This window comes from Cloacibacillus porcorum (assembly GCF_001701045.1).
Lineage (GTDB): Bacteria > Synergistota > Synergistia > Synergistales > Synergistaceae > Cloacibacillus > Cloacibacillus porcorum.
In genome coordinates this window covers 2926441-2944351 of the sequence record NZ_CP016757.1, presented here as the reverse complement: position 1 = coordinate 2944351, position 17911 = coordinate 2926441, and the positions used below count along the sequence as shown (strand labels likewise).

General features: G+C 58.8%; 15 protein-coding genes. 2 read left to right on the top strand and 13 right to left on the bottom strand.

Annotated elements, in window-relative coordinates; translation table 11 throughout:
- Positions 1-23: 23 nt before the first annotated feature.
- Entirely contained in the window at positions 24-1967 is a 1944-nt protein-coding gene (gyrB, locus tag BED41_RS13340; protein WP_066747308.1) for a DNA topoisomerase (ATP-hydrolyzing) subunit B, read from the bottom strand.
- Between the two features lie 53 nt (positions 1968-2020).
- A complete protein-coding gene (locus BED41_RS13335; RefSeq protein WP_066747303.1) occupies positions 2021-2236 on the bottom strand; it encodes a hypothetical protein in 216 nt (71 codons plus the stop codon).
- A gap of 63 nt (positions 2237-2299) precedes the next feature.
- On the opposite strand from BED41_RS13335, the gene BED41_RS13330 reads away from it, so the two are divergent.
- Positions 2300-3487: a glycosyltransferase family protein gene (locus BED41_RS13330; RefSeq protein ID WP_066747301.1), complete on the top strand. Its 1188-nt coding sequence runs from the start codon at positions 2300-2302 to the stop codon at positions 3485-3487.
- 634 nt (positions 3488-4121) lie between these two features.
- Here the strand turns inward: BED41_RS13330 and BED41_RS13325 are convergent.
- From BED41_RS13325 to BED41_RS13300, 6 genes are all read right to left on the bottom strand, one after another.
- Complete coding sequence (locus BED41_RS13325; RefSeq protein ID WP_066747299.1) at positions 4122-5201, bottom strand: pyridoxal-phosphate-dependent aminotransferase family protein; 1080 nt, start codon at positions 5199-5201, stop codon at positions 4122-4124.
- A 174-nt stretch (positions 5202-5375) separates the two neighbouring features.
- A complete protein-coding gene (locus tag BED41_RS13320; protein WP_066747297.1) occupies positions 5376-5840 on the bottom strand; it encodes a GatB/YqeY domain-containing protein in 465 nt (154 codons plus the stop codon).
- 2 nt (positions 5841-5842) lie between these two features.
- Positions 5843-6031 carry a 30S ribosomal protein S21 gene (gene rpsU, locus BED41_RS13315; RefSeq protein ID WP_008710232.1) on the bottom strand — a complete coding sequence of 63 codons (189 nt, stop codon included), beginning with the start codon at positions 6029-6031 and terminating at the stop codon, positions 5843-5845.
- 157 nt (positions 6032-6188) lie between these two features.
- Positions 6189-7514 carry a MiaB/RimO family radical SAM methylthiotransferase gene (locus BED41_RS13310; protein WP_066747294.1) on the bottom strand — a complete coding sequence of 442 codons (1326 nt, stop codon included), beginning with the start codon at positions 7512-7514 and terminating at the stop codon, positions 6189-6191.
- An 82-nt stretch (positions 7515-7596) separates the two neighbouring features.
- A complete protein-coding gene (locus BED41_RS13305; protein ID WP_066747291.1) occupies positions 7597-9132 on the bottom strand; it encodes an FGGY-family carbohydrate kinase in 1536 nt (511 codons plus the stop codon).
- 6 nt (positions 9133-9138) lie between these two features.
- Positions 9139-10239, bottom strand: coding sequence for a C45 family autoproteolytic acyltransferase/hydrolase (locus BED41_RS13300; RefSeq protein ID WP_066747288.1), 1101 nt, complete (start codon positions 10237-10239; stop codon positions 9139-9141).
- A gap of 174 nt (positions 10240-10413) precedes the next feature.
- Between BED41_RS13300 and rsmG the strand changes: the two genes are divergently transcribed.
- Positions 10414-11103: a 16S rRNA (guanine(527)-N(7))-methyltransferase RsmG gene (gene rsmG / locus BED41_RS13295; RefSeq protein ID WP_066747285.1), complete on the top strand. Its 690-nt coding sequence runs from the start codon at positions 10414-10416 to the stop codon at positions 11101-11103.
- A gap of 684 nt (positions 11104-11787) precedes the next feature.
- Here the strand turns inward: rsmG and BED41_RS13290 are convergent.
- The 5 genes from BED41_RS13290 to BED41_RS13270 all read right to left on the bottom strand — a co-directional run bounded on the left by BED41_RS13290 (position 11788) and on the right by BED41_RS13270 (position 17880).
- Positions 11788-13203: a rhodanese-like domain-containing protein gene (locus BED41_RS13290; protein WP_066747278.1), complete on the bottom strand. Its 1416-nt coding sequence runs from the start codon at positions 13201-13203 to the stop codon at positions 11788-11790.
- A 119-nt stretch (positions 13204-13322) separates the two neighbouring features.
- Entirely contained in the window at positions 13323-14498 is a 1176-nt protein-coding gene (locus tag BED41_RS13285; protein WP_066747275.1) for an ELM1/GtrOC1 family putative glycosyltransferase, read from the bottom strand.
- The gene (kdsB, locus tag BED41_RS13280; RefSeq protein ID WP_066747272.1) at positions 14495-15250 is read right to left on the bottom strand and encodes a 3-deoxy-manno-octulosonate cytidylyltransferase; all 756 of its coding nucleotides are present in this window, start codon (positions 15248-15250) and stop codon (positions 14495-14497) included. Before kdsB ends, BED41_RS13285 begins: the two co-directional genes overlap by 4 nt.
- Positions 15247-16461 carry a hypothetical protein gene (locus BED41_RS13275; protein ID WP_066747269.1) on the bottom strand — a complete coding sequence of 405 codons (1215 nt, stop codon included), beginning with the start codon at positions 16459-16461 and terminating at the stop codon, positions 15247-15249. Before BED41_RS13275 ends, kdsB begins: the two co-directional genes overlap by 4 nt.
- A gap of 174 nt (positions 16462-16635) precedes the next feature.
- Positions 16636-17880 (bottom strand): 3-deoxy-D-manno-octulosonic acid transferase, encoded by a 1245-nt coding sequence (locus BED41_RS13270; protein WP_066747267.1) that lies wholly within the window; start codon positions 17878-17880, stop codon positions 16636-16638.
- Positions 17881-17911: the final 31 nt, after the last annotated feature.

Below are 17911 nucleotides of genomic sequence, written 5' to 3'. Positions count from 1 at the left end.
CTCGGGAGACCGGCGCAATGATTTTATATGTCGAGGTTTTTGACCTCTTTGCCGTACTGTTCGATGAACTTTCTTCGCGGCTCGACGACGTCGCCCATGAGGATGCCGAAGAGTTCGTCAGCCTCGACGGCGTCCTGTACCTCGACGCGGTTGATTATGCGGTGTTCGGGATTCATCGTCGTCTCCCAGAGCTGCTCTGCGTTCATTTCACCGAGCCCCTTGTAGCGCTGCACCTCTACCTTTTTGCCGTTGGCCTTGTTCTGCGCCTCTTTCATCTCTTTTTCGGAGAAGCAGTAGGTGATCTCCTTGCCGCACTGCACGCGGAATAGCGGCGGCTGCGCGACGTAGAGATAGCCCTTTTCGATGATCTGCGGCATGTAGCGGAAGAAGAGGGTCAGCAGCAGCGTTCTGATGTGGGCTCCGTCGACGTCGGCATCGGCCATGATGAATATTTTGTGATAGCGCAGCTTGTCCTCGTTGAAGTCGTCGCCGACGCCGCAGCCGAGGGCGAGGATGATGTTGCGTATCGTCTCGCTGCTGAGGATCTTTTCAAGGCGTGCCTTTTCAACGTTGAGTATCTTGCCGCGCAGCGGCAGTATCGCCTGGAATTCGCGGTTGCGCCCCTGCTTGGCGCTGCCGCCCGCGGAGTCTCCCTCGACGATGTATATCTCGCAGTCCGCGGGATTGCGGTTCGAGCAGTCGGAGAGCTTTCCGGGCAGGGTGAGGCCGCTCATGACCGATTTGCGGCGCACGAGCTCCTTGGCCTTCTTCGCCGCCTCGCGGGCCTGACGTGCGCGGAGGGCGCTTTCGACGATCGGCTTCAGTATCTCCGGGCGTTCGTCAAGGGCGTTCTTGAGCCCCTCGTAGACGATGGAGTCGACGATGCCCTTTACATCGTTGTTGCCGAGCTTGGTCTTGGTCTGCCCCTCGAACTGGGGTTCCATCACCTTGACGGAGATGACGGCGGTGAGCCCCTCTTTGAGGTCGTCGCCGGAGAGGTTGGCGTCTTTTTCTTTGAGTATTTTTAGCTTACGCGCCTCGTCGTTTATCGCGCGTGTCATCGCGGAGCGGAAGCCCGCGACGTGGGTGCCTCCCTCGATGGTGTTGATGAGGTTGACGAAGCCGAAGAGCCTTTCAATATAGGTGTCGTTGTACTGGATCGCCACCTCGAGCTGTGTTTTGTCCTTTTCTCCGTTGATCACCACGGGCTCCTTGAAGAGCACCTCTTTGCCCTTGTTGAGGTATTCGACAAAGGCGGAGATGCCGCCGGGGTAGTGGTAGCTCTTTTTCTCCGGCTTCTCGGAGCGCTGGTCCTCGAAGTTGATAGTGATATGTGAGTTCAGGAAGGCGAGTTCGCGCAGGCGCTGCTTGAGGATGTCGGCCTGGAATTCCGTCGTGGAGAATATCTCGTCGTCCGGCATGAACTGCACGCGTGTGCCGCGCAGTTCCGTATCGCCGGTGACCTCCAGCTGTGTCATCGGGATGCCGCGCTCGTAGCGCTGATGGTGCTCCTTGCCGTCACGCCAGATCGTTAGCTCGAGCCAGACTGAGAGGGCGTTGACGACCGAGACACCGACGCCGTGAAGGCCGCCGGAGACCTGATAGGCGCTCTTGTCAAACTTGCCGCCGGCGTGGAGGACGGTGAGGACGACCTCAGCCGCCGACTTGCCTGATTCGTGCAGCTCAGTAGGGATACCTCGTCCGTTGTCGATGACGGTGACGCTGCCGTCAGGGTTGATCGTCACGTTGATTGTGTCGCAGAAGCCCGCGAGCGACTCGTCTATCGAGTTGTCCACCACTTCGTAGACTAGGTGGTGCAGGCCGCGCTGGCTCTGGTCGCCGATATACATGCCGGGGCGCTTGCGTACCGCCTCAAGTCCTTCAAGAACGTGGATGTCCTTCGCTGTATAATCCGAGGCGTTCGCCCCGTTCTGCTGTGTGTTTGCCGTGATGTCCGTATCTGCCATCTATATGACTCCTTTACTCTTAAATACGATGGTTGTTAAACCAGCAAAAATGATTAAATCGTGATGTCCTGATCTTTGCTTTTCGGGGGCCAAAACGCCGCCGATTCCGCTGCTAAAGCTCTCTCTCTCTTTGCCAGCGTCAGTGGGGTGAACGATGTCGTTTCCGTCGTGCCGTCTCTTTTGAGGATCACCGTTTGGCTCTCGCTTCGGTAAATCGCGGTCACATTTGCGAGGCAGATGATGTTTTCGCCCTCCAGAGGAATAAACATTTGTAGAATCCCCCAATCAGTCTATAATTATACCATGTCGTCCACCTGAAACGGAGTGAATTCATGAACACTTTATTTATACTTTCCAACTCCCCCGGTGAGGTCTCCGGCTGGATGGGCCCTGTTACAAGGGCACTCGCGGAGAGGGATTTCCCGCTGGATATAACGGGAGTGACGCTGCCCTGTCCCTATGCGAGCGGCATGGAGGCGGGGAGTGCGCGCCAGCTGCCGGGCGTGACCGAAGTTGTGCGGCTTCGGGACGCGATGCGTGCCGCGCCCGCCAGCGGCAAACGGCTCATTTTGCAGCTTGGGGGAGATCCGATGTATGGCTGCGCGCTCTCGCTAAAGCTTCGCACTCCGTGGATGATATATACCGCGCGGCCGCGCTGGCGCGGACGCGTGCGGCACTATTTCCTTCCCGACGAGTTCGCCCAGCGGCGCTTCGAGCGGGCCGGGGTGGCGGCAGAGCGGCGGAGCCTCGTCGGCAACCTGATACTGGACAGTGTACCGGAGCGCGGCGGTGGCAGCGCGCGTGAATTCCGTGAACGGTATGGGATATCGGCGGAGCACATTATCTGCTTCATGCCCGGCAGCCGTCCCTTTGAGTATGAGCTGGGTTTTGCCTTTTACAGCGAATGCGCGCGTATTCTACATAAAAAATATCCGCAGTGGCAGGCTGTTCTGCCGGTAGCGCCGACGGTCGACGAAGCGTGTCTCCGCGCGGGGCTCAGGAAGACGGGGCTTGCCTGGCGCGGCGGCGAAGAAGTGGAGGAGATCCTCCTTGACGACGGCTGCCGTGTGCCGCTTGTGCGTTCTGGGCAATATGACGCGATCTCCGCGGCCTCGCTGGCGGTCGCCTTTCCGGGGACGAACAACCTTCAGATCGCCTCGCTCGGCGTGCCGCTGCTGATGATTGCGCCGCTCAATCAGGCGGAGAATATCCCGCTCGACGGGCTCGCAGGGGCGCTCTCACCCGATACGCCTGGGCTGCGCACGCTGAAAAAAAGGCTCGTCTTCTGGTATAACGCCAAGGAAACTTATGTATCCCTGCCCAACAGGATGGCGGACCGTCTGGTGCTGCCGGAGCGGCGGGAGCTGATGACGCCGGAGAGCACCTGCTCTTATATATCGGAGCTCATCGAGTCGCCGGAACGGCGGCGCGCGATCGTCGAAGATTACGCGAAGCTGGATCTGCGCCGCGGCGCGGCGCGGCGCATCGCGGGTAAGATAGAGGAATTTTTTAGTTCGTAGAGATGGTCATATGATAAATCGGCGTTTATAAGCACGATTTGCGTCATAAAATGGGGTCTCCGAATCCTCACCGTATGAAGATACGGTTCCGGTATCGGAGCCCCCATTTCATTTAGCAACTCGTACTTCTAAACGCCGATTTCCTTCGGGTTGGAAAAACTGTAAATAACGATTTAGCTTATAAAGGCTGAACTGTGAATTACGGTTTAGCAAAGATTTTGGCTTCATCATTGAGGGAGCTGGCTCGGCGGTGCTTTTTCGCCGAGACTGAGGGAGAGTTGACCTTAGGTTCTCCCGCGGCCTTTGCCGCGGACTCTGTTTGGCGCGGTTTCCGCGCCAAACAGAGTAACACTCCTTCCGTCAGCCGCCAAAAACAGGCGGCCGGCACCTCTGATGTAACTACCAGCCGAATCGCACGAAATCAAAGATTTCGGCTCTCTGGCCGCCTCGGAGAGGGAGGCTACAAAGGCAGAAGCTGAATCGCTGTTTATCTCTTTTCCCGTCCATAGGAAATCGGCGTTTAGACGTGTCGATGACGACGCGAAATAAGGCCGGAAAACCGCAGGCGCACTTCGGTGCGTAGAGGATTTTCCGGCCTTGTTGAGCTAAGTCAGCGGCGCGTATAAACGCCGATTTATTTTAGGACCTTTTCAATAACATCCATCCCGCGCTTTACGAGCTCCATGTCGGCCTGGCTGCCCATGTGGCCGATGCGGAATACCTTTCCCGCCAGCGGGCCGTAACTGCCGCCGACGGCGAGCCCCTCTTTGCGCAGGGCCGCGTCAAGCTCCGGCCAGCTCCATCCATCGGGAACCATGACGGCTGTGACGGTCGGCGAGGCGAGCGACTCTTTCGCCGCGTAGAGTTTTAGCCCCATGTCTTTAGCGCGTCTGCGGCAGTAAGCCGCGGCCTCTTCGTGGCGCTTGAAGGAGTTCTCCAGCCCCTCCTCGAGGACGCTCTTCAGCGCGAGGTTCAGCGCGGCGTTTGCCTGCCAGTTATGGGTATAGGGCATCGCCTTTACGATGAGGGCATCCTTCCAGGGCAATATCGCGTCGTAACCGGCGTAGTTTATATCTTTTGCCCGCTTCCAGGCGCGGTCGCTCACTGTGAGCATACAGATGTCCGGTAGCAGGGAGAGGCATTTCTGACTGCCCAGCAGTCCGAGGTCTATTCCCCATTCGTCCACGCGCACGTCGGCTCCCACCGCGCTGGCGACGAAGTCGACGACGAATAGCGCTCCGCTCTCGGCGACTACCGGGGCTATTTCTTCGATAGGGTTCAAAAGGCCGCTGGGCGTCTCGCAGTGGACGGCGGTCACAACATCTGGGCGGAACTCCGCGATCTTCCTGCGCAGCGCCTCTTTGTCGACGAACTCTCCCTCCGGAGCCTCAAGGTACTCGGCCTGCACGCCCATCGCCTCGGCCATTTCGCCGAAGCCGTGGCCGAAGAGGCCGTTAGAGACCGCCAGTACCCTGTCGCCTGGCTTCACGACGCTTTTGAGCGCCCCCCAGAGGATCATCATCGCCTCTCCCGAGCCGATGATGACGCTGTTCTTCGTCTTCAGAATCTGCTGCAGCAGCGAAATGTTCTCCGCAAGCAGCGCGAAAAAGTCATTTTCAAGATCTGTGCTGCCATAATCGGTGAGGTAGGCCTCGCGGTATTTGAGCGGGACAGAAGAGGGGCCCGGAACCAGTGGAATTTTGTAAGTTTGCATCTTCAAGTCTCCTTTTTAAGGAACCGCCGATTGTCCGTAACGCGGGCGGCATATTTAATCAGCGGAACTTACGTTTTTATATTGCCGAATATTTGCCGTTCGACCGGCGTTTTCTTAACTACGAAAAAAGCGCCGGAGGAATGCTCCGGCACTTTTGATTTGTTTACGCTTGAATTACTGGACGAGCTGGCTGAGATACTGCTGTACGGCTGATTTGACCCGGTTGCCGTCGGCCTGGCCCTTTACGGCGGCCATTGTCTTGCCCATCATTTTCCCCATATCCTTCGGACCCGCAGCGCCGGTCTCTTCTGCTACCTTTGCCACTATTTTAAGGATATCTTCGTCCGAAAGCTGTGCAGGCTGATAGGCCTCAAGCACCTTGATCTCGGCAAGCTCACGTTCGGCGCGATCCGACGCGCCGCCGTTCTTGTACATCTCCGCCGCCTCGGTACGCTGCTTGATGAGTCTGCGGACGAGCACAAGAACATCATCATCCGTGAGCGCGTTGTCTTTGCCCTTTTCTACCTGCGCGAGCTGTATAGAGGACTTGAGCATGCGCAATACGGAGAGCGTCAGCTCATCTTTATTTTTCATAGCTGTAACCAGATTGCTCTGGATTTTGTCAACAAGGCCAGACATTGTTAATAATCCGCCCTCCTGCCTTTGTTTCGTGCCATCTCGGCCTTCTTACGTTTCTTGATTTCGCTGGGTTTTTCGTAATGTTCATGCTTCTTAGCCTCACGAAGCACGCCCACCTTCCGAAGCTCTCTTTTAAAGCGTTTGAGGGCGTCTTCGATCGACTCATTGTCGCGTCTAGTTACGGTGGTCATCAACATTCCCCCCTTTCTCAGTCGGGGATCAACACCTAAGCGAAAACACCATTTACGTAGATAAAGTCCGCCAGATGTCATTCTCAGATTTGTTACATCTATGTATTATGGGGTATACGGCAACACTTTGTCAATAATGAGGAAAGGCACAATTCGCTTAAATTACTGAAACATCACCGTTGAATTGTATATTTTCAGAAATCCCCTCGGTTATGAGTCCATCTTCTCCGTACTTAGCAGGTATTACAATAATTTCCTCGTTTATTTTTGCCGCGGCTTTCGCAGTGACACGAATATAGTTGCGCGTGAGCCCCTTTGCCGCCGTGCCGTCGCTCTCCTCGGTGAGGATGGCGCACTCCCTGCCGATCCACTGCGAGCAAAAATCCTTATGGAGCTCCGCCGCCAGCTCCAGCGCCTCGGCGGCGCGCCTGTGCACCGCTTCGCTCCTCAGCTGTTCCATAGCGGCGGCCGGTGTGCCCTCGCGCGGCGAATAGGGAAAGACGTGTACTTTGCCGAAACCCTGCCCTTTTACAAAGTCGAGGCTGCGCCGGAAGGCCGCGTCATCCTCCGTGGGAAAGCCGACCATCAGGTCGGTGCTGATGTGCAGGCTGTCGCCGAGCACACTGCGCGCGCGGGCGGCGATTTCCGCGAAGTCTGCTGCCCGGTAGCCACGTTTCATGGAAGATAGCACGCCGTCGTCGCCTGACTGCAGCGGCATATGCAGATGTTCACAGAAGGCGGGACAGTCTGCGAGAGCGGCGAGCAGTTCGTCGTTTACCGCGAAGGGCTCTATAGAGCCGAAGCGGAGCCTCTTTATCTTTGGCAGCGCGCCGATGCGGCGCACGAGCTGCGGCAGTTTGTCGTATAGCCCAAGATGTACGCCGGTGAGGACGATCTCCGGACAGCCGGACTCCGTTATCCGCCGCGCCTCGTCCACCGCCTCCGCCAGTGGGCGTGAGACCGGTTTGCCGCGCACGCTGGGGACGATGCAGTAAGAGCAGTAGTGGTTGCAGCCGTCCTGCACCTTAAGAAAAGCGCGTGTATGAAGGCGCGGCCTGTCCAGCGTCAGGCCGTCCCAGATATTTTCCCTTTCGATATCGCCGTCTACTTCAATGCGCGGCGCGCCTCCCGCCAGCCGTTCGGCGACGAGTTCCGGCAGCCGGTGTTTGAGACGGTTGCCGAGGACGATGTCGATGTCCAGCAGCTCCCGTTCCGCCTCCGTCACCTTCTGCGCGTAACAGCCGCATGCGGCGATCACGGCGTGCGGGTTTTCGCGGCGCGCGCGGCGGATCAATTTGCGGCATTTGCGGTCGGCGACGGCCGTTATCGTGCAGGTGACGACGACGACGATATCCGGCGACTCTTCGCCGCAGACCGCCCCCTCCGCCTCAAGCGCCGCGGCGATCGCCTCGCCCTCGTACTGATTCGTGCGGCAGCCCTGTATGGATACCGTAAATTTTTTTCCTGATAACCTTTGCATCATTACTCCATTATCCTACAGAAATTTCGCTGGCACAAGCAGTGCGGCCGATAAAAAATCCGCCTCTCTGCGAGGCGGTTTGTGGTTAAATATTTCTGATATTTCCCAACCCTTCGAAGAGTTCCTTCATCGGCCCCGCAAGCAGCCTCTGGCGCTCTTCGAAAACCCTGCGGTAAACGGCGGCGTTCTTCGCGTCGGGCTCGAAACGGCCTCTGAAGGTGATCCACTGCCGCATCGTCTCCCCGATGTCCTCGATATCGCCGACGGCATAGGCCGCCACCGCGACGTCGGCCATCAGGCCGCCCTCGCTCCTCGTCGGAATGTTATATGCGCCGCCGAGGATATCCGCCTTGATCTGCGTCCAGAGGGGGCTTTTGCTGCCGCCCTCGGTGCCGATGATCTCATTCAGGGGGATGCCGCACTCGCGGTAGATCTTTATCATTTGAGCGTATTCAAAGGCGATCGCCTCAAGGATCGAACGCCACATAGCGGCGCGGTCGCTCGCGCCGAAGAGCCCCGCGAATACGCCGCAGGCACCCGGCATATCAGGACCCGCGCCCTGTAAATAGGGATAAAACAGAAGCCCGCGCGAACCGGCGGGGACATCGGCCGCGAGCGTGTCCATCTCCGCGTAGAACATCGGGTCTCCCGCGCGGTTGGCGACGCTGTCGCGGAACCAGCGCAGCGAAAGGCCGCCGGCGCGGATCATGCTCCAATAGAAATAAGAATCTTCAAGCGTTCCGGTGGCGAACATCATGCCCGGTGCCGCCGTGATGCGGCTGTCGGCCTCTGAGACGGCGACGGCAAATATCGAGGCGGTGCCGGCCACGTCGGTGGCCAGCCCCGGCTCCAGCAGCCCGGAAGCGAGCGCCGACTGCATCGTATCGCCCGCGCCGGCGGCGATGGGGATACCAGAGGGAAGCCCCATCTTCTCCGCCTCTTCGGGGCAGAGGAATCCGACGATGTCCCAGGGCCTGACTATGCGCGGCAGTATCTCCATCGGAATGCCGAGCGCCTTCATCTGCCGCCCTGACCAGTTACGCGCCTTTGCGTCATAGCCGATGAGCCAGCCGGACATCGTCGCCCAGTCCAGAAAGGCCTCTTTCGCCGTCAGCCCCGCGAGCGTGCCGAGGACGAATGGACCGTTGTTCACGACCTTCACGGCGTTTTCGCGGAAGCCGGTATATTTATTGAGGAACCAGCGCAGGATCATCGGCGGCATAAATTCGTCGACGATGGCGTTTCCGCTCTCCTCGACCCATACCGGTTCGACATTCTCGCGTACCCACTTCGCCTCGCCGCCGGCGCGGTTGTCGAGATAGGGGACGAACGGCGTTACCGGCTGCCAGTTTTCGTCGATGCCGACGATACCGCAGATGATGCCGCTGGCCGATATCGAGCGCACCTCGGCGGGATTGACCCCCGACTTGGCGAGGCACTCGCGCACGCCCTCACGGACGTTGTTGACGAAACAGTTGGCGTCCATCTCCGCCCAGCCCGGGCGCGGGTAGGATATCTTATTTTCCCTGTAGGCCTCGGCGACGCGTGTGGAATCGATGCTGTAGAGTGCCGTCTTGGTCCCCATCGTGCCGCAGTCGAAGGCGATGTAATATTTCCCCATTTTTGTCTAGCCCTCGCGCGGCTTGAGGATCTCTTTCATGTCGATCGGCGTCCACTCCTGCGCGCCGGGTATCTTGAACCACAGCTCGTACCTTTCGGGGACGACCACCATCTGGTAGAGGGTGAGCTCCGTCGTCGCTCCGAGCTCCTCGATCTTCGAATCCATGATGTCCATCATCACCTTTTCGTTGATCGTGCCCTTGAAGTGCTTGGCGAGGGTGAGGAGGTTCTGGCGGCGTGTGCGCGTCATCCAATAGGTCTTATCGTCGGGACGCGGAAGCCCCCAGGAAAATTCCGTAAAATGGTTTGTCAGCACCGTGAGGCCGGGACGGGAGTGTGATTCGCGGCGCTTGACCTCGAAGACCGGCCACTCGAAGCAGCGGGCGGTCTGTCCGTCCGCGACGCCGACGATATAGGCAAAGTTGGCCTTCGTCGTTTGGAAGCAGCTCTCGATCTCGTCGAGCGTCGAGCAGTCGAGCAGAAAGCTGAACAGCTCCGTCACCGCGGGGACGCGGCTGTCGTACCAGAGCGCGCCGCCGGAGGGCATGCCGTTGTTGAGTTCCAGAAAGATGCCCTTTTCGTTCATGCCGTTGACGGCGTATATCTCCCCCGCGTAACCGAGCGTCGCTACCGCGAGCGAGCCGTCACCGGGGTGGAAGCAGGCGAGGACGATATCCTCGTCAAATTCTTTGAACCATGGGAGGTAGTCGTAATTTCTTCCGTAAACGAGGGGACCTTCGGCATAGTCGCCCCATACGGCGATGCCGGAACATTGCTGCGGCATGATGGTCATCGCGGCGATGACTTCGAGGGCGTTGACGAGTTTGAGCTCCTCAAGCGTCAGGTCTGAACCTTCGCTCATTCCGCGCAAGACCTCTTTGAACTTGTAGGGGTAATTGGCGTAGAACTTTTCCGCCTGCTGCTTCAGCCCCTGAGGGTCGGCGCTCTCCTTCATGATCCGGCCGCAGATGGCCCTTTCGTATATATCCCGAAGCTCGGCCGCCATCAGCGCGCCGTACTGGCGCCCCATTTCGCGCCAGGTGCCGTGCAGGTCGATGATATTAAGTTTGTCTTTTTTTATCTTTGAGCCTTTTTCAAAAGTTTCCATAAAGTCAGCCTCCCATCCTTGCCTCTCATGTTATATTATACACTGGTAGAGTTCTTAGGGAACCGCTGATTCTATGACTACGGCGCGCTGATAGTGCCTATTTTGCGCGCGGCGTATATACGTCTCCCTGACAACGTCCATATTTACTAATTATCACAGCAACGGGGTGTTTTTATGACAGAAAGCATTGCTTTCGAAGAGATAAATAAATATATCGGCGAAAACGAGGCGGGACTGCGGCAGTATGTCTCCCTGCTGATCAAGGCCAACGAGCTGGCGCGGCTCACGGGGCCGTCGGACGAGGAGACTCTTTGGAACGGCCATATCATCGACTGCGCCTTTGCGCTGCCGCTGCTGCCCGAGCGCGGATGCGTGATCGACGTCGGCACGGGCGGCGGCCTTCCCGGCCTCGTCTGGGCGATCTGCCGGCCGGAGCTGCGGGTGACGCTGCTTGACAGTATCACGCGTAAATGTGCCCAGGTGGAGCGGATTGCCGCGCTGATGGGGCTTCGGAATGTAGAGGTCGTCTGTTCCCGCTCTGAGGATTACGCGAAAAAGAATCTGGAAAAGTTTGACGCGGCGGCGGCGCGCGCCGTCTGCGCCGCGGGGATACTTGCGGAATATCTTGCCCCATTTGTAAAGACAAAGGGAAAGCTCATCGCCTTTAAGGGGCCGAAGGCGCAGGAGGAGCTGGCGGCGGTCGGCAATAAATGGAAGACGCTCGGCCTGTCCCAGCCGCGTCTTGTCTCCTATGAGCTTGACGAGATGAGCCGCTGCTTCGTAGTCTGGAATAAGGTGGGGCCGCTGCCGAAGGGAATGCCAAGAAGGCCAGGGATGGCCGAGAAATTCCCTTGGTACCGGTAAATCGGCGTTTATAAGCACGATTTGCGTCATAAAAAGGGGGCTCTGAATCCTCACCGTATGAAGATACGGTTCCGGTATCGGAGCCCCCATTTTATTTAGCAACTCGCACTTCTAAACGCCGATTTCCTTCGGGTGAAAAAGCAGTAAATTGCAGTTTTTTCTTAAAGCCTTCCTCTCTGAGGAAGGTGGATCGCAGCCGCTTTTGCGGCGAGACGGAAGGAGTGTTGCTCTGTTTGGCGCGGTTCCCGCGACATACAGAGCCCGCGGCAAAAGCCGCGGGAGAACCTAAGGTCAACTCTTCCTCAGTCTCGGCGAAAAAGCATCGCCGAGCCAGCTCTGATGTAACTACCAGCCGAATCGCACAAATCAGAAGGCCTCTGATTTGGCTCTCTGGCCGCCTCACAGCGGGCGTCTTTAAGGGCAAAGTCAAAAGATAAAGCGTTATTTATTCCTTGCACCGTCGAAGCTAAACCGCAATTTATCTCTTTTCCTCTCTCAAATGAATGTAGATATGTTTGGAAAATTTTATATGATAACAGGAAAATCGGTGCGAATAAGTGCCGTAGGCTAAATAAGCCGGCCCCTGAGTACCGGAGCCGTATTTTCATACGGTGAGGACACTCAGGGGCCGGCTTATGACGCATACGGTGCTTATTCGCACCGATTTTGATAAACGCCGATTTACTACGGTTTAACCAGCGGCAGCTCGGGATTCCCCGCCCATGCCTGGAATCCTTCGTCGTAGCTCTGGCTCTTCACGAAACCGCTGTAGCGGAGGAGCATCGTGACGAAGGCCGAGCGGACGCCAGCCGTATCGTAGACGACGATCTCGCTCTCGGGCGTGATGCCGTGCTGTGCGAGAAGGGCCTGCACCTCTTCAGCTGGTTTGAAGTGGCTGTCGGCGGTGAGGAATGATTCCCTCGGGATGTTGATCGCTCCGGGAAGATGTCCGGCGCGCTTCTCCTGGAAGGGACGGATCTTTCCGAGGAACTCCGGCTCGGTGCGGACGTCGAGGATTACGAGGCCCGGCTTGCCGATATTGTTGTTTATCCACTCGGTGGTGGCGGTGTAGTTCGGGACGTATTGTTTGATCGTGAAGGCGACGGCTTTGTTGGTGTTCTTGGTCTTTGTCACCTGTCCGCCGGCCGCCTTCCAGGCACCGATGCCGCCCTCGAGTATCTTGGCGTTTTTGATTCCGGCCTGTCGCAGTATCCAGAGGGTCCAGCCGCTCTGTCCCCAGCCACCGGCGTCGCAGTAGGCGATAACCATTTTTTTGCCGTCGACGCCGAGCGCGCCGATGCGTTTGGCCATCGTCGCCGCTGGCCAGATGACGCCCCATTTTTCAGTCCCCTGTTTCGCGTTCATATTAGCGAAATAGGTCCACGGAGCGTTGACAGCACCGGGGATGTGTCCGCCGCTGTAGAGGCTTTCAGGGCGTGAGTCGATGAGGATCACCTTGCCGCGGTTGGTCTTGAGCCATTCGGCGCTGACGATGAGGCTTTCCCTTGTCTCGGGAGCACCGGCCTGCATCGCCGCCGGTTTCAGCGGACGTCCGGCCGGTATCTCCGCCGTGTCTGTGACGGCAGGTGTGACAGGCGCCGCCGGTTCCGCCGCCTTAGGCTGTTCGGGAGCCGTCTTTGCCGGTTCCGCCGGCTTTACGGCCGCGGCGGGCTCGGTTTTTGCGGGCTCAGTCTTGGCCGGCGCGGAAGCGGCCGGTTCGTCTTTCTTCGTCTCCGCCGGCGGGACCGCTACTGTGCCTCTGTTGTTTGGTGAGGCCTCCTGCTCTTTAGCTGCCTTTTCCGCCGCCTCTTTGACGATCTGGTCCATCGTCGATGCGGCTTCATTCTTTTTAGGGGTTTCCTTCTGCGCGGGGGCGGGAGCTTTTTCCGCCTCGGGCTTTTTTTCCTCGGCCTTCTTCGGAGCTGCCGCCTCTTTCTGCTCTCCGGCTTTTTCTTTGTTCGCCGCTTTATTGGCCTGAACCTGCGAGAGTATGGAATCCGCCGCAGAGTCGTTGTTTTTCGTCTCCTCCGTCGCAGCGACGGCGGAAGTCGCCCCGGCGACAAGCGCCGTCACGAGCATCATTGTGAGAAATTTTTTCATCGTACCATTCCTTCCTTGTCTTTCACCCACTGCTTGATTGGGAATTTTCCGTGTAGCCTCCGTATATAGCGGAAATTATAGCATAACTTGCTTCTTATTACTCATTTTCTCTGAAAAGGTTACTTCCAGTTGTCGTATATCCACTGCGCGGCACGTTTTGCCTCGTTGAATTCTTCCGAAGCCTCTTCGGTGGGTGGAAGCTGTGTATTTTCCCGGCGTACGCGCAGCCAGTCCCTGTATTCTATCAGGGAGTCGTTCCTCGCGAAATGGTCGAATACGAGGTCGAATTTCGGAATGCCCCAGAGCATGTTAGGCGAGAGGGCGCCGGCGTTTACCAGCGAGGCGGTCGCCCTCTGGATCAGCCCTTTGAAGCCCCCGCGGTGTCCCACGCGCAGCAGCACCGCGCGATGGCCGCCCGTGATCGTCTCAGAGACCATGTTGACCGAGTCCTCGGTGCAGAATACCTCTTTGGAGAAGCCGAGCATCGCCGGTATGGGGTTGAAGTCGTCCTCCGAGGCGACGAGCAGATACTTGACGGCGGGGGAGTGCGCGGCAAGCGTCTTGACGGTCTTCACCGCCGCGGGGCTTGTGCGCCGCGAGGTGGTGATATAGAGGTCCGCGCCGGCGTGCTGCGCGAGGTTCAATATCTGCCCCAGCTGTTTTTTGACCCATTCCGGGGTGATGACGTAGTTCGCGTCGTCTCCGCCGATAAGCACCGACCAAATCTCTCCCGCGGATGAGGGGTGTTCGGCGAGCAGCGCCGCCGCCTCTTTTTTGAGGTTTTCTTTAATGACGTAGTTCGGCGAGCCGAGCGTCACAAGTATGTTGGGTTTTCGTTCAGGATAGTCGTGCTCCGGTACGATCGCGAAGTCGAATGGGTCGGTGCCGATCGTGCCGGGGGTCATGACGGTCGCGCAGGCGCAGCGCCAGATGTAGCCGAGGGCGATGTTGTAGGGGGCGGGGGTGCTGCCGGCGGAGATTATCAGCACGGCTCCCGAGCCCTCCTGAATGTTGCGTTCGGCAAACCATTGGCCTACGCGGCGTATCAGCGCGTCGCCGTCCGCCGCGGCGAGCCAGTCGCGCGCGTCGCGCCGCGTGCCGCCAGCGGCCAGAGAACGCGCGGCGGTCTTGGCACGCGCCTTGGCCGTACCCGTAAGGGCGGGGACTTCACTCTCGAGTATCTCCGCCCCTGTCAGCTGCGAGAGCCAGTGGGCGACGCCGCGGCTCTGGTTTATATGGCCGCGGATGCCGTCGCTGAGGATGAGTATTGCCCTTAAGGAGTTTCCCGCGTTCATTTTTCTTCGTTTTTCTTTTGGGCGAATATCCGCCGCGCCTCTTCAAGATCCTCAAGCGTGTTGACGTTGGGTCCCTCGGAGGGGTATTTTGTCGGAATGACCGCCATTGAGTAGCCGTGTTCCAGTATCCGCAGCTGTTCGAGACTCTCCGTCTGCATCAGCGGTGTGGGCGGGAGCGCCACGAATTTGAGCAGGAACTGCTTGGTAAAGGCGTAGATGCCGAGGTGTTCCCAGACGGGGCAGCCGGCGCTGTTGCGCGGATAGGGAATGGGCGAGCGGCTGAAGTAGAGCGCGCGGCCGTTTTGGGCGCGGACCACCTTCACGATGTTTGGGTTCTGGAAGTCCTCTTCCCTGGTGATTGGCACGCAGACGGTCGCCGAATCGGCCTCCGGGTCGGCGGCGAATCCCGCCGCGAGTTCGCGCAGCATGCGCGGGTCAAGCATCGGCTCGTCCCCCTGGATGTTGATTACGTAGTCGGTGTCTATCTTCGCGGCGATCTCCGCGACACGGCTGGAACCGTCCGGGTGGTCGGCGCGCGTCATGAGTACGTCGGCGCCAACCTTTTCGGCGGCGTCGTAGATGCGGTGGTCGTCTGTGGCGATCACCACGCGGAAGAATACGCCGGAGGCGAGCGAACGGCGGTAGACGTGTTCAAGCATCGTCTTGCCGCCGATTTCCAGCAGCGGTTTTCCGGGAAGGCGCGACGAGGCGTAGCGCGCCGGTATTACTCCGAGGAATTTTGGCTCCGTCATCTGTTCTGCGCCTGCCATTCTCTGTATTTTTTCAGCATCTCTGCGCGGTCAAGCGGCCTGACGTTTTCGACGATCCATTCGCGCATCGCCCGGCCCTCTTCCGTCTCCTGCTTATAGCTCATGAATTCAAGCTCGATGCCGAGCGCGTCGGCGATCTTTGTCGCGAATACCGGCCAGATCATACCGATGTCGCCGATCACGGGCAGACTTCCCTCGTGGCGGGCGAAGGCCGACATCTCCATGCGGAAGGGAATCTTCGATATCTTCGTCTTTGGCAGCCCCTTGTCGATCGCCTCCTGGATCATCGCGCTCGACTTTTGCAGGTCCTGAGCGCGGCGCAGGTTTTCGTCAAGGTCGAAGCGGATGAGAGACTTGTCTTTCAGGCTGTAGACGGACTGTCCCTGCCACCAGGACCAGATGCCGTGGCCGGTGTAGGTCTCAAATGGGCCGTCGTGTATCTCCTGCGTCAGCGCCACCGCCGATTCGATGATGACGTCGGCGGAGCCCAGCATCGCGGCGATACGGCGCGAGCGTTCGGCGATGGGGATGCTGTCGCCGACCGCGAGGCCGACGTGGCCGCCGCCGACCAGCTGCGGGATCGTCACGAGGACGGGAACGTTCTTGGCGGCGCCGCTGCCGAGCATCGTGCGCCGGTCGCAGCCCCAGCCGGCGACGGTCTCAAAGGGCAGGCCGGACTGGCGGCAGAGGGAATGTATCTCCTCCGCGAGCCTCTCCGTGCGCAGTCCCATCGGGTAGGCCATATTCGCCGCGGCCTTGATCACCATGTGCCCCTCGGCGCTGTGGCGCTTCGCGAGAAGCTCGTCGTCAAGGATCATCTCTTTCGCGAGCTCCGCGAGCTCCCCGTCGCTCATATCTGTGAATTCAAAGACGTTGCCGCGCGGCATATTGTCCTCGTCAAGTCCAAATTGAGCTGCGCCGCACATCTTCACCCGGTCGAGCGCGCCGCCCATTTCGTGATTGACGACGGCGGAGCTGGTCGTGACGCCGTCGACGATGCCCTTTTCGATCAGCTCGGCGATGAGGGTCGTTACGCCCTCATGCAGGTTCGGGCCGCTTCCGGTGACGACCGCCACCTTGCCGCCGCGTTTTTTAGCGGCGACGACCCGTTCTGCGGCGGCGTCGAGCGCCTCCTGCGAACGTTCGTCGAGCCCTCCGTAGAATTTCTCTATCAGTTCACGGTTGATATTCATAAACAATCTTCCTCCCGCGTCATAATTAGGTGCAGCCGGTCAAAGGCCCCCGCCTTACGGCGTGTTTCGCCTGCGGCTTCAATATTATTATAGTATACGCCCGATAGACAAACTATTCGGTTCGCAAAAATTAAAAAGTCGAGCTTTCAGATCATCTGACGTTGATAAAATGCCTTAACCGTAACCGCTTAGATATTTTTTTATCATTTGCCATGTGCGCATAGAGGCGCCGCATGATTTTTCAAAGTAATCACGGCTCAGCCGCTGCCATCTCTCTCCGGTATCCCTCTCCGCGGCGAGGCTGAGCCACACCTCGGCGAGCTCCCTCTCGTCCGCCACCTGCGCCGCCGCGCCCATTGAGATGAAGGCGCGCGAAGCCTGCGCGAAATCCTCCATGTGAGGCCCGTACTGGACGGGGACGCCCCAGGAGAATGGTTCGAGGATATTTTGCCCGCCCTTGTCGGCGAAGCTGCCGCCGACGAAAGCGGAGTATGCCGTGCCGTAGAGGTCGAAAAGCACGCCGATCTTATCTATGATAAGGACGTCCCAGCCCTCTGCGAGCGCCGACAGCCTCATGGTTTTATATTTTTTCGGAACGAGCGAGGCGACCGCCTCCGCCCTCTCCGGATGGCGGGGCGCGATGATGAGCCGCGCATCCGGCCTGCTCTCGCGCAGCAGCTCAAAGGCGGCGATGACCTTTTCGTCCTCGCCCGTATGGGTGCTGCCGGCGATGAATATCGGGCGCTCCGGCGCGCCGAATTTTTCCCGCCAGCCGTCGCGGGCCGCGGTGTTTTTTCTCGCGAGCAGCGCGTCGATTTTGCTGTCTCCGAGGACGTGAAGCTTTTCCGCCCTTACGCCGACCTCCGAGAGCCGCCGCGCGTCCTCTTCGTCGCGGAGATAAAGCTCGCTGAATAGCGAGTAGAGGCTGGCCGCCGCATGTTTGGCGATCCCGCCGCTGATACGGCCCCATGTACGGTCGGAGATGCGGCCGTTGATGAGGAAGGCGGGAATCGCGCGCTCGCGGCACTCCCAGAGCATGTTTGGCCAGAGTTCGGTCTCCGCGGTGACGAACAGCTCTGGGCGAAGCGTATCAAGTGCCAGCGCGACGAACTTTTTCTTGTCCCATGGATAGTAGATATGGAGGTCGAATAGTCCGCCGCCGAGCCGCTCGGCCATCGCCTTTCCCGTCTGTGTCGTCGTCGAGAGGACGATGGGGCCTTTGTAGCCGTCGGCCCGCGCCGCCTTTATAAAGGGCACCGCCGCCTGTACCTCGCCGACCGAGACGGCGTGCACCCACACGGGGCGCGCGCCGGAAAGCATCGCAAGCTTTTCGGGCGGTATCTTTCCCTGACGCTCGTCGTTGCCTTCGGTATATTTCGCCTTAAGTCTGTCCTGTGAAAGGGCGAAGAAGGCGTTTATCGGAAGCTGGTACAGACTGCGCAGCAGCGAC

Excerpts from the sequence above, each read along its gene's own strand:
- BED41_RS13275 (WP_066747269.1), bottom strand. The coding sequence starts at position 16,461 with ATGAATATCAACCGTGAACTGATAGAGAAATTCTACGGAGGGCTCGAC.
- rsmG (WP_066747285.1), top strand. The coding sequence starts at position 10,414 with ATGACAGAAAGCATTGCTTTCGAAGAGATAAATAAATATATCGGCGAA.
- gyrB (WP_066747308.1), bottom strand. The coding sequence starts at position 1,967 with ATGGCAGATACGGACATCACGGCAAACACACAGCAGAACGGGGCGAAC.
- BED41_RS13300 (WP_066747288.1), bottom strand. The coding sequence starts at position 10,239 with ATGGAAACTTTTGAAAAAGGCTCAAAGATAAAAAAAGACAAACTTAAT.
- BED41_RS13335 (WP_066747303.1), bottom strand. The coding sequence starts at position 2,236 with ATGTTTATTCCTCTGGAGGGCGAAAACATCATCTGCCTCGCAAATGTG.
- BED41_RS13320 (WP_066747297.1), bottom strand. The coding sequence starts at position 5,840 with ATGTCTGGCCTTGTTGACAAAATCCAGAGCAATCTGGTTACAGCTATG.
- rpsU (WP_008710232.1), bottom strand. The coding sequence starts at position 6,031 with ATGACCACCGTAACTAGACGCGACAATGAGTCGATCGAAGACGCCCTC.
- BED41_RS13310 (WP_066747294.1), bottom strand. The coding sequence starts at position 7,514 with ATGATGCAAAGGTTATCAGGAAAAAAATTTACGGTATCCATACAGGGC.
- BED41_RS13285 (WP_066747275.1), bottom strand. The coding sequence starts at position 14,498 with ATGAACGCGGGAAACTCCTTAAGGGCAATACTCATCCTCAGCGACGGC.
- BED41_RS13325 (WP_066747299.1), bottom strand. The coding sequence starts at position 5,201 with ATGCAAACTTACAAAATTCCACTGGTTCCGGGCCCCTCTTCTGTCCCG.
- BED41_RS13290 (WP_066747278.1), bottom strand. The coding sequence starts at position 13,203 with ATGAAAAAATTTCTCACAATGATGCTCGTGACGGCGCTTGTCGCCGGG.
- BED41_RS13305 (WP_066747291.1), bottom strand. The coding sequence starts at position 9,132 with ATGGGGAAATATTACATCGCCTTCGACTGCGGCACGATGGGGACCAAG.
- kdsB (WP_066747272.1), bottom strand. The coding sequence starts at position 15,250 with ATGACGGAGCCAAAATTCCTCGGAGTAATACCGGCGCGCTACGCCTCG.
- BED41_RS13330 (WP_066747301.1), top strand. The coding sequence starts at position 2,300 with ATGAACACTTTATTTATACTTTCCAACTCCCCCGGTGAGGTCTCCGGC.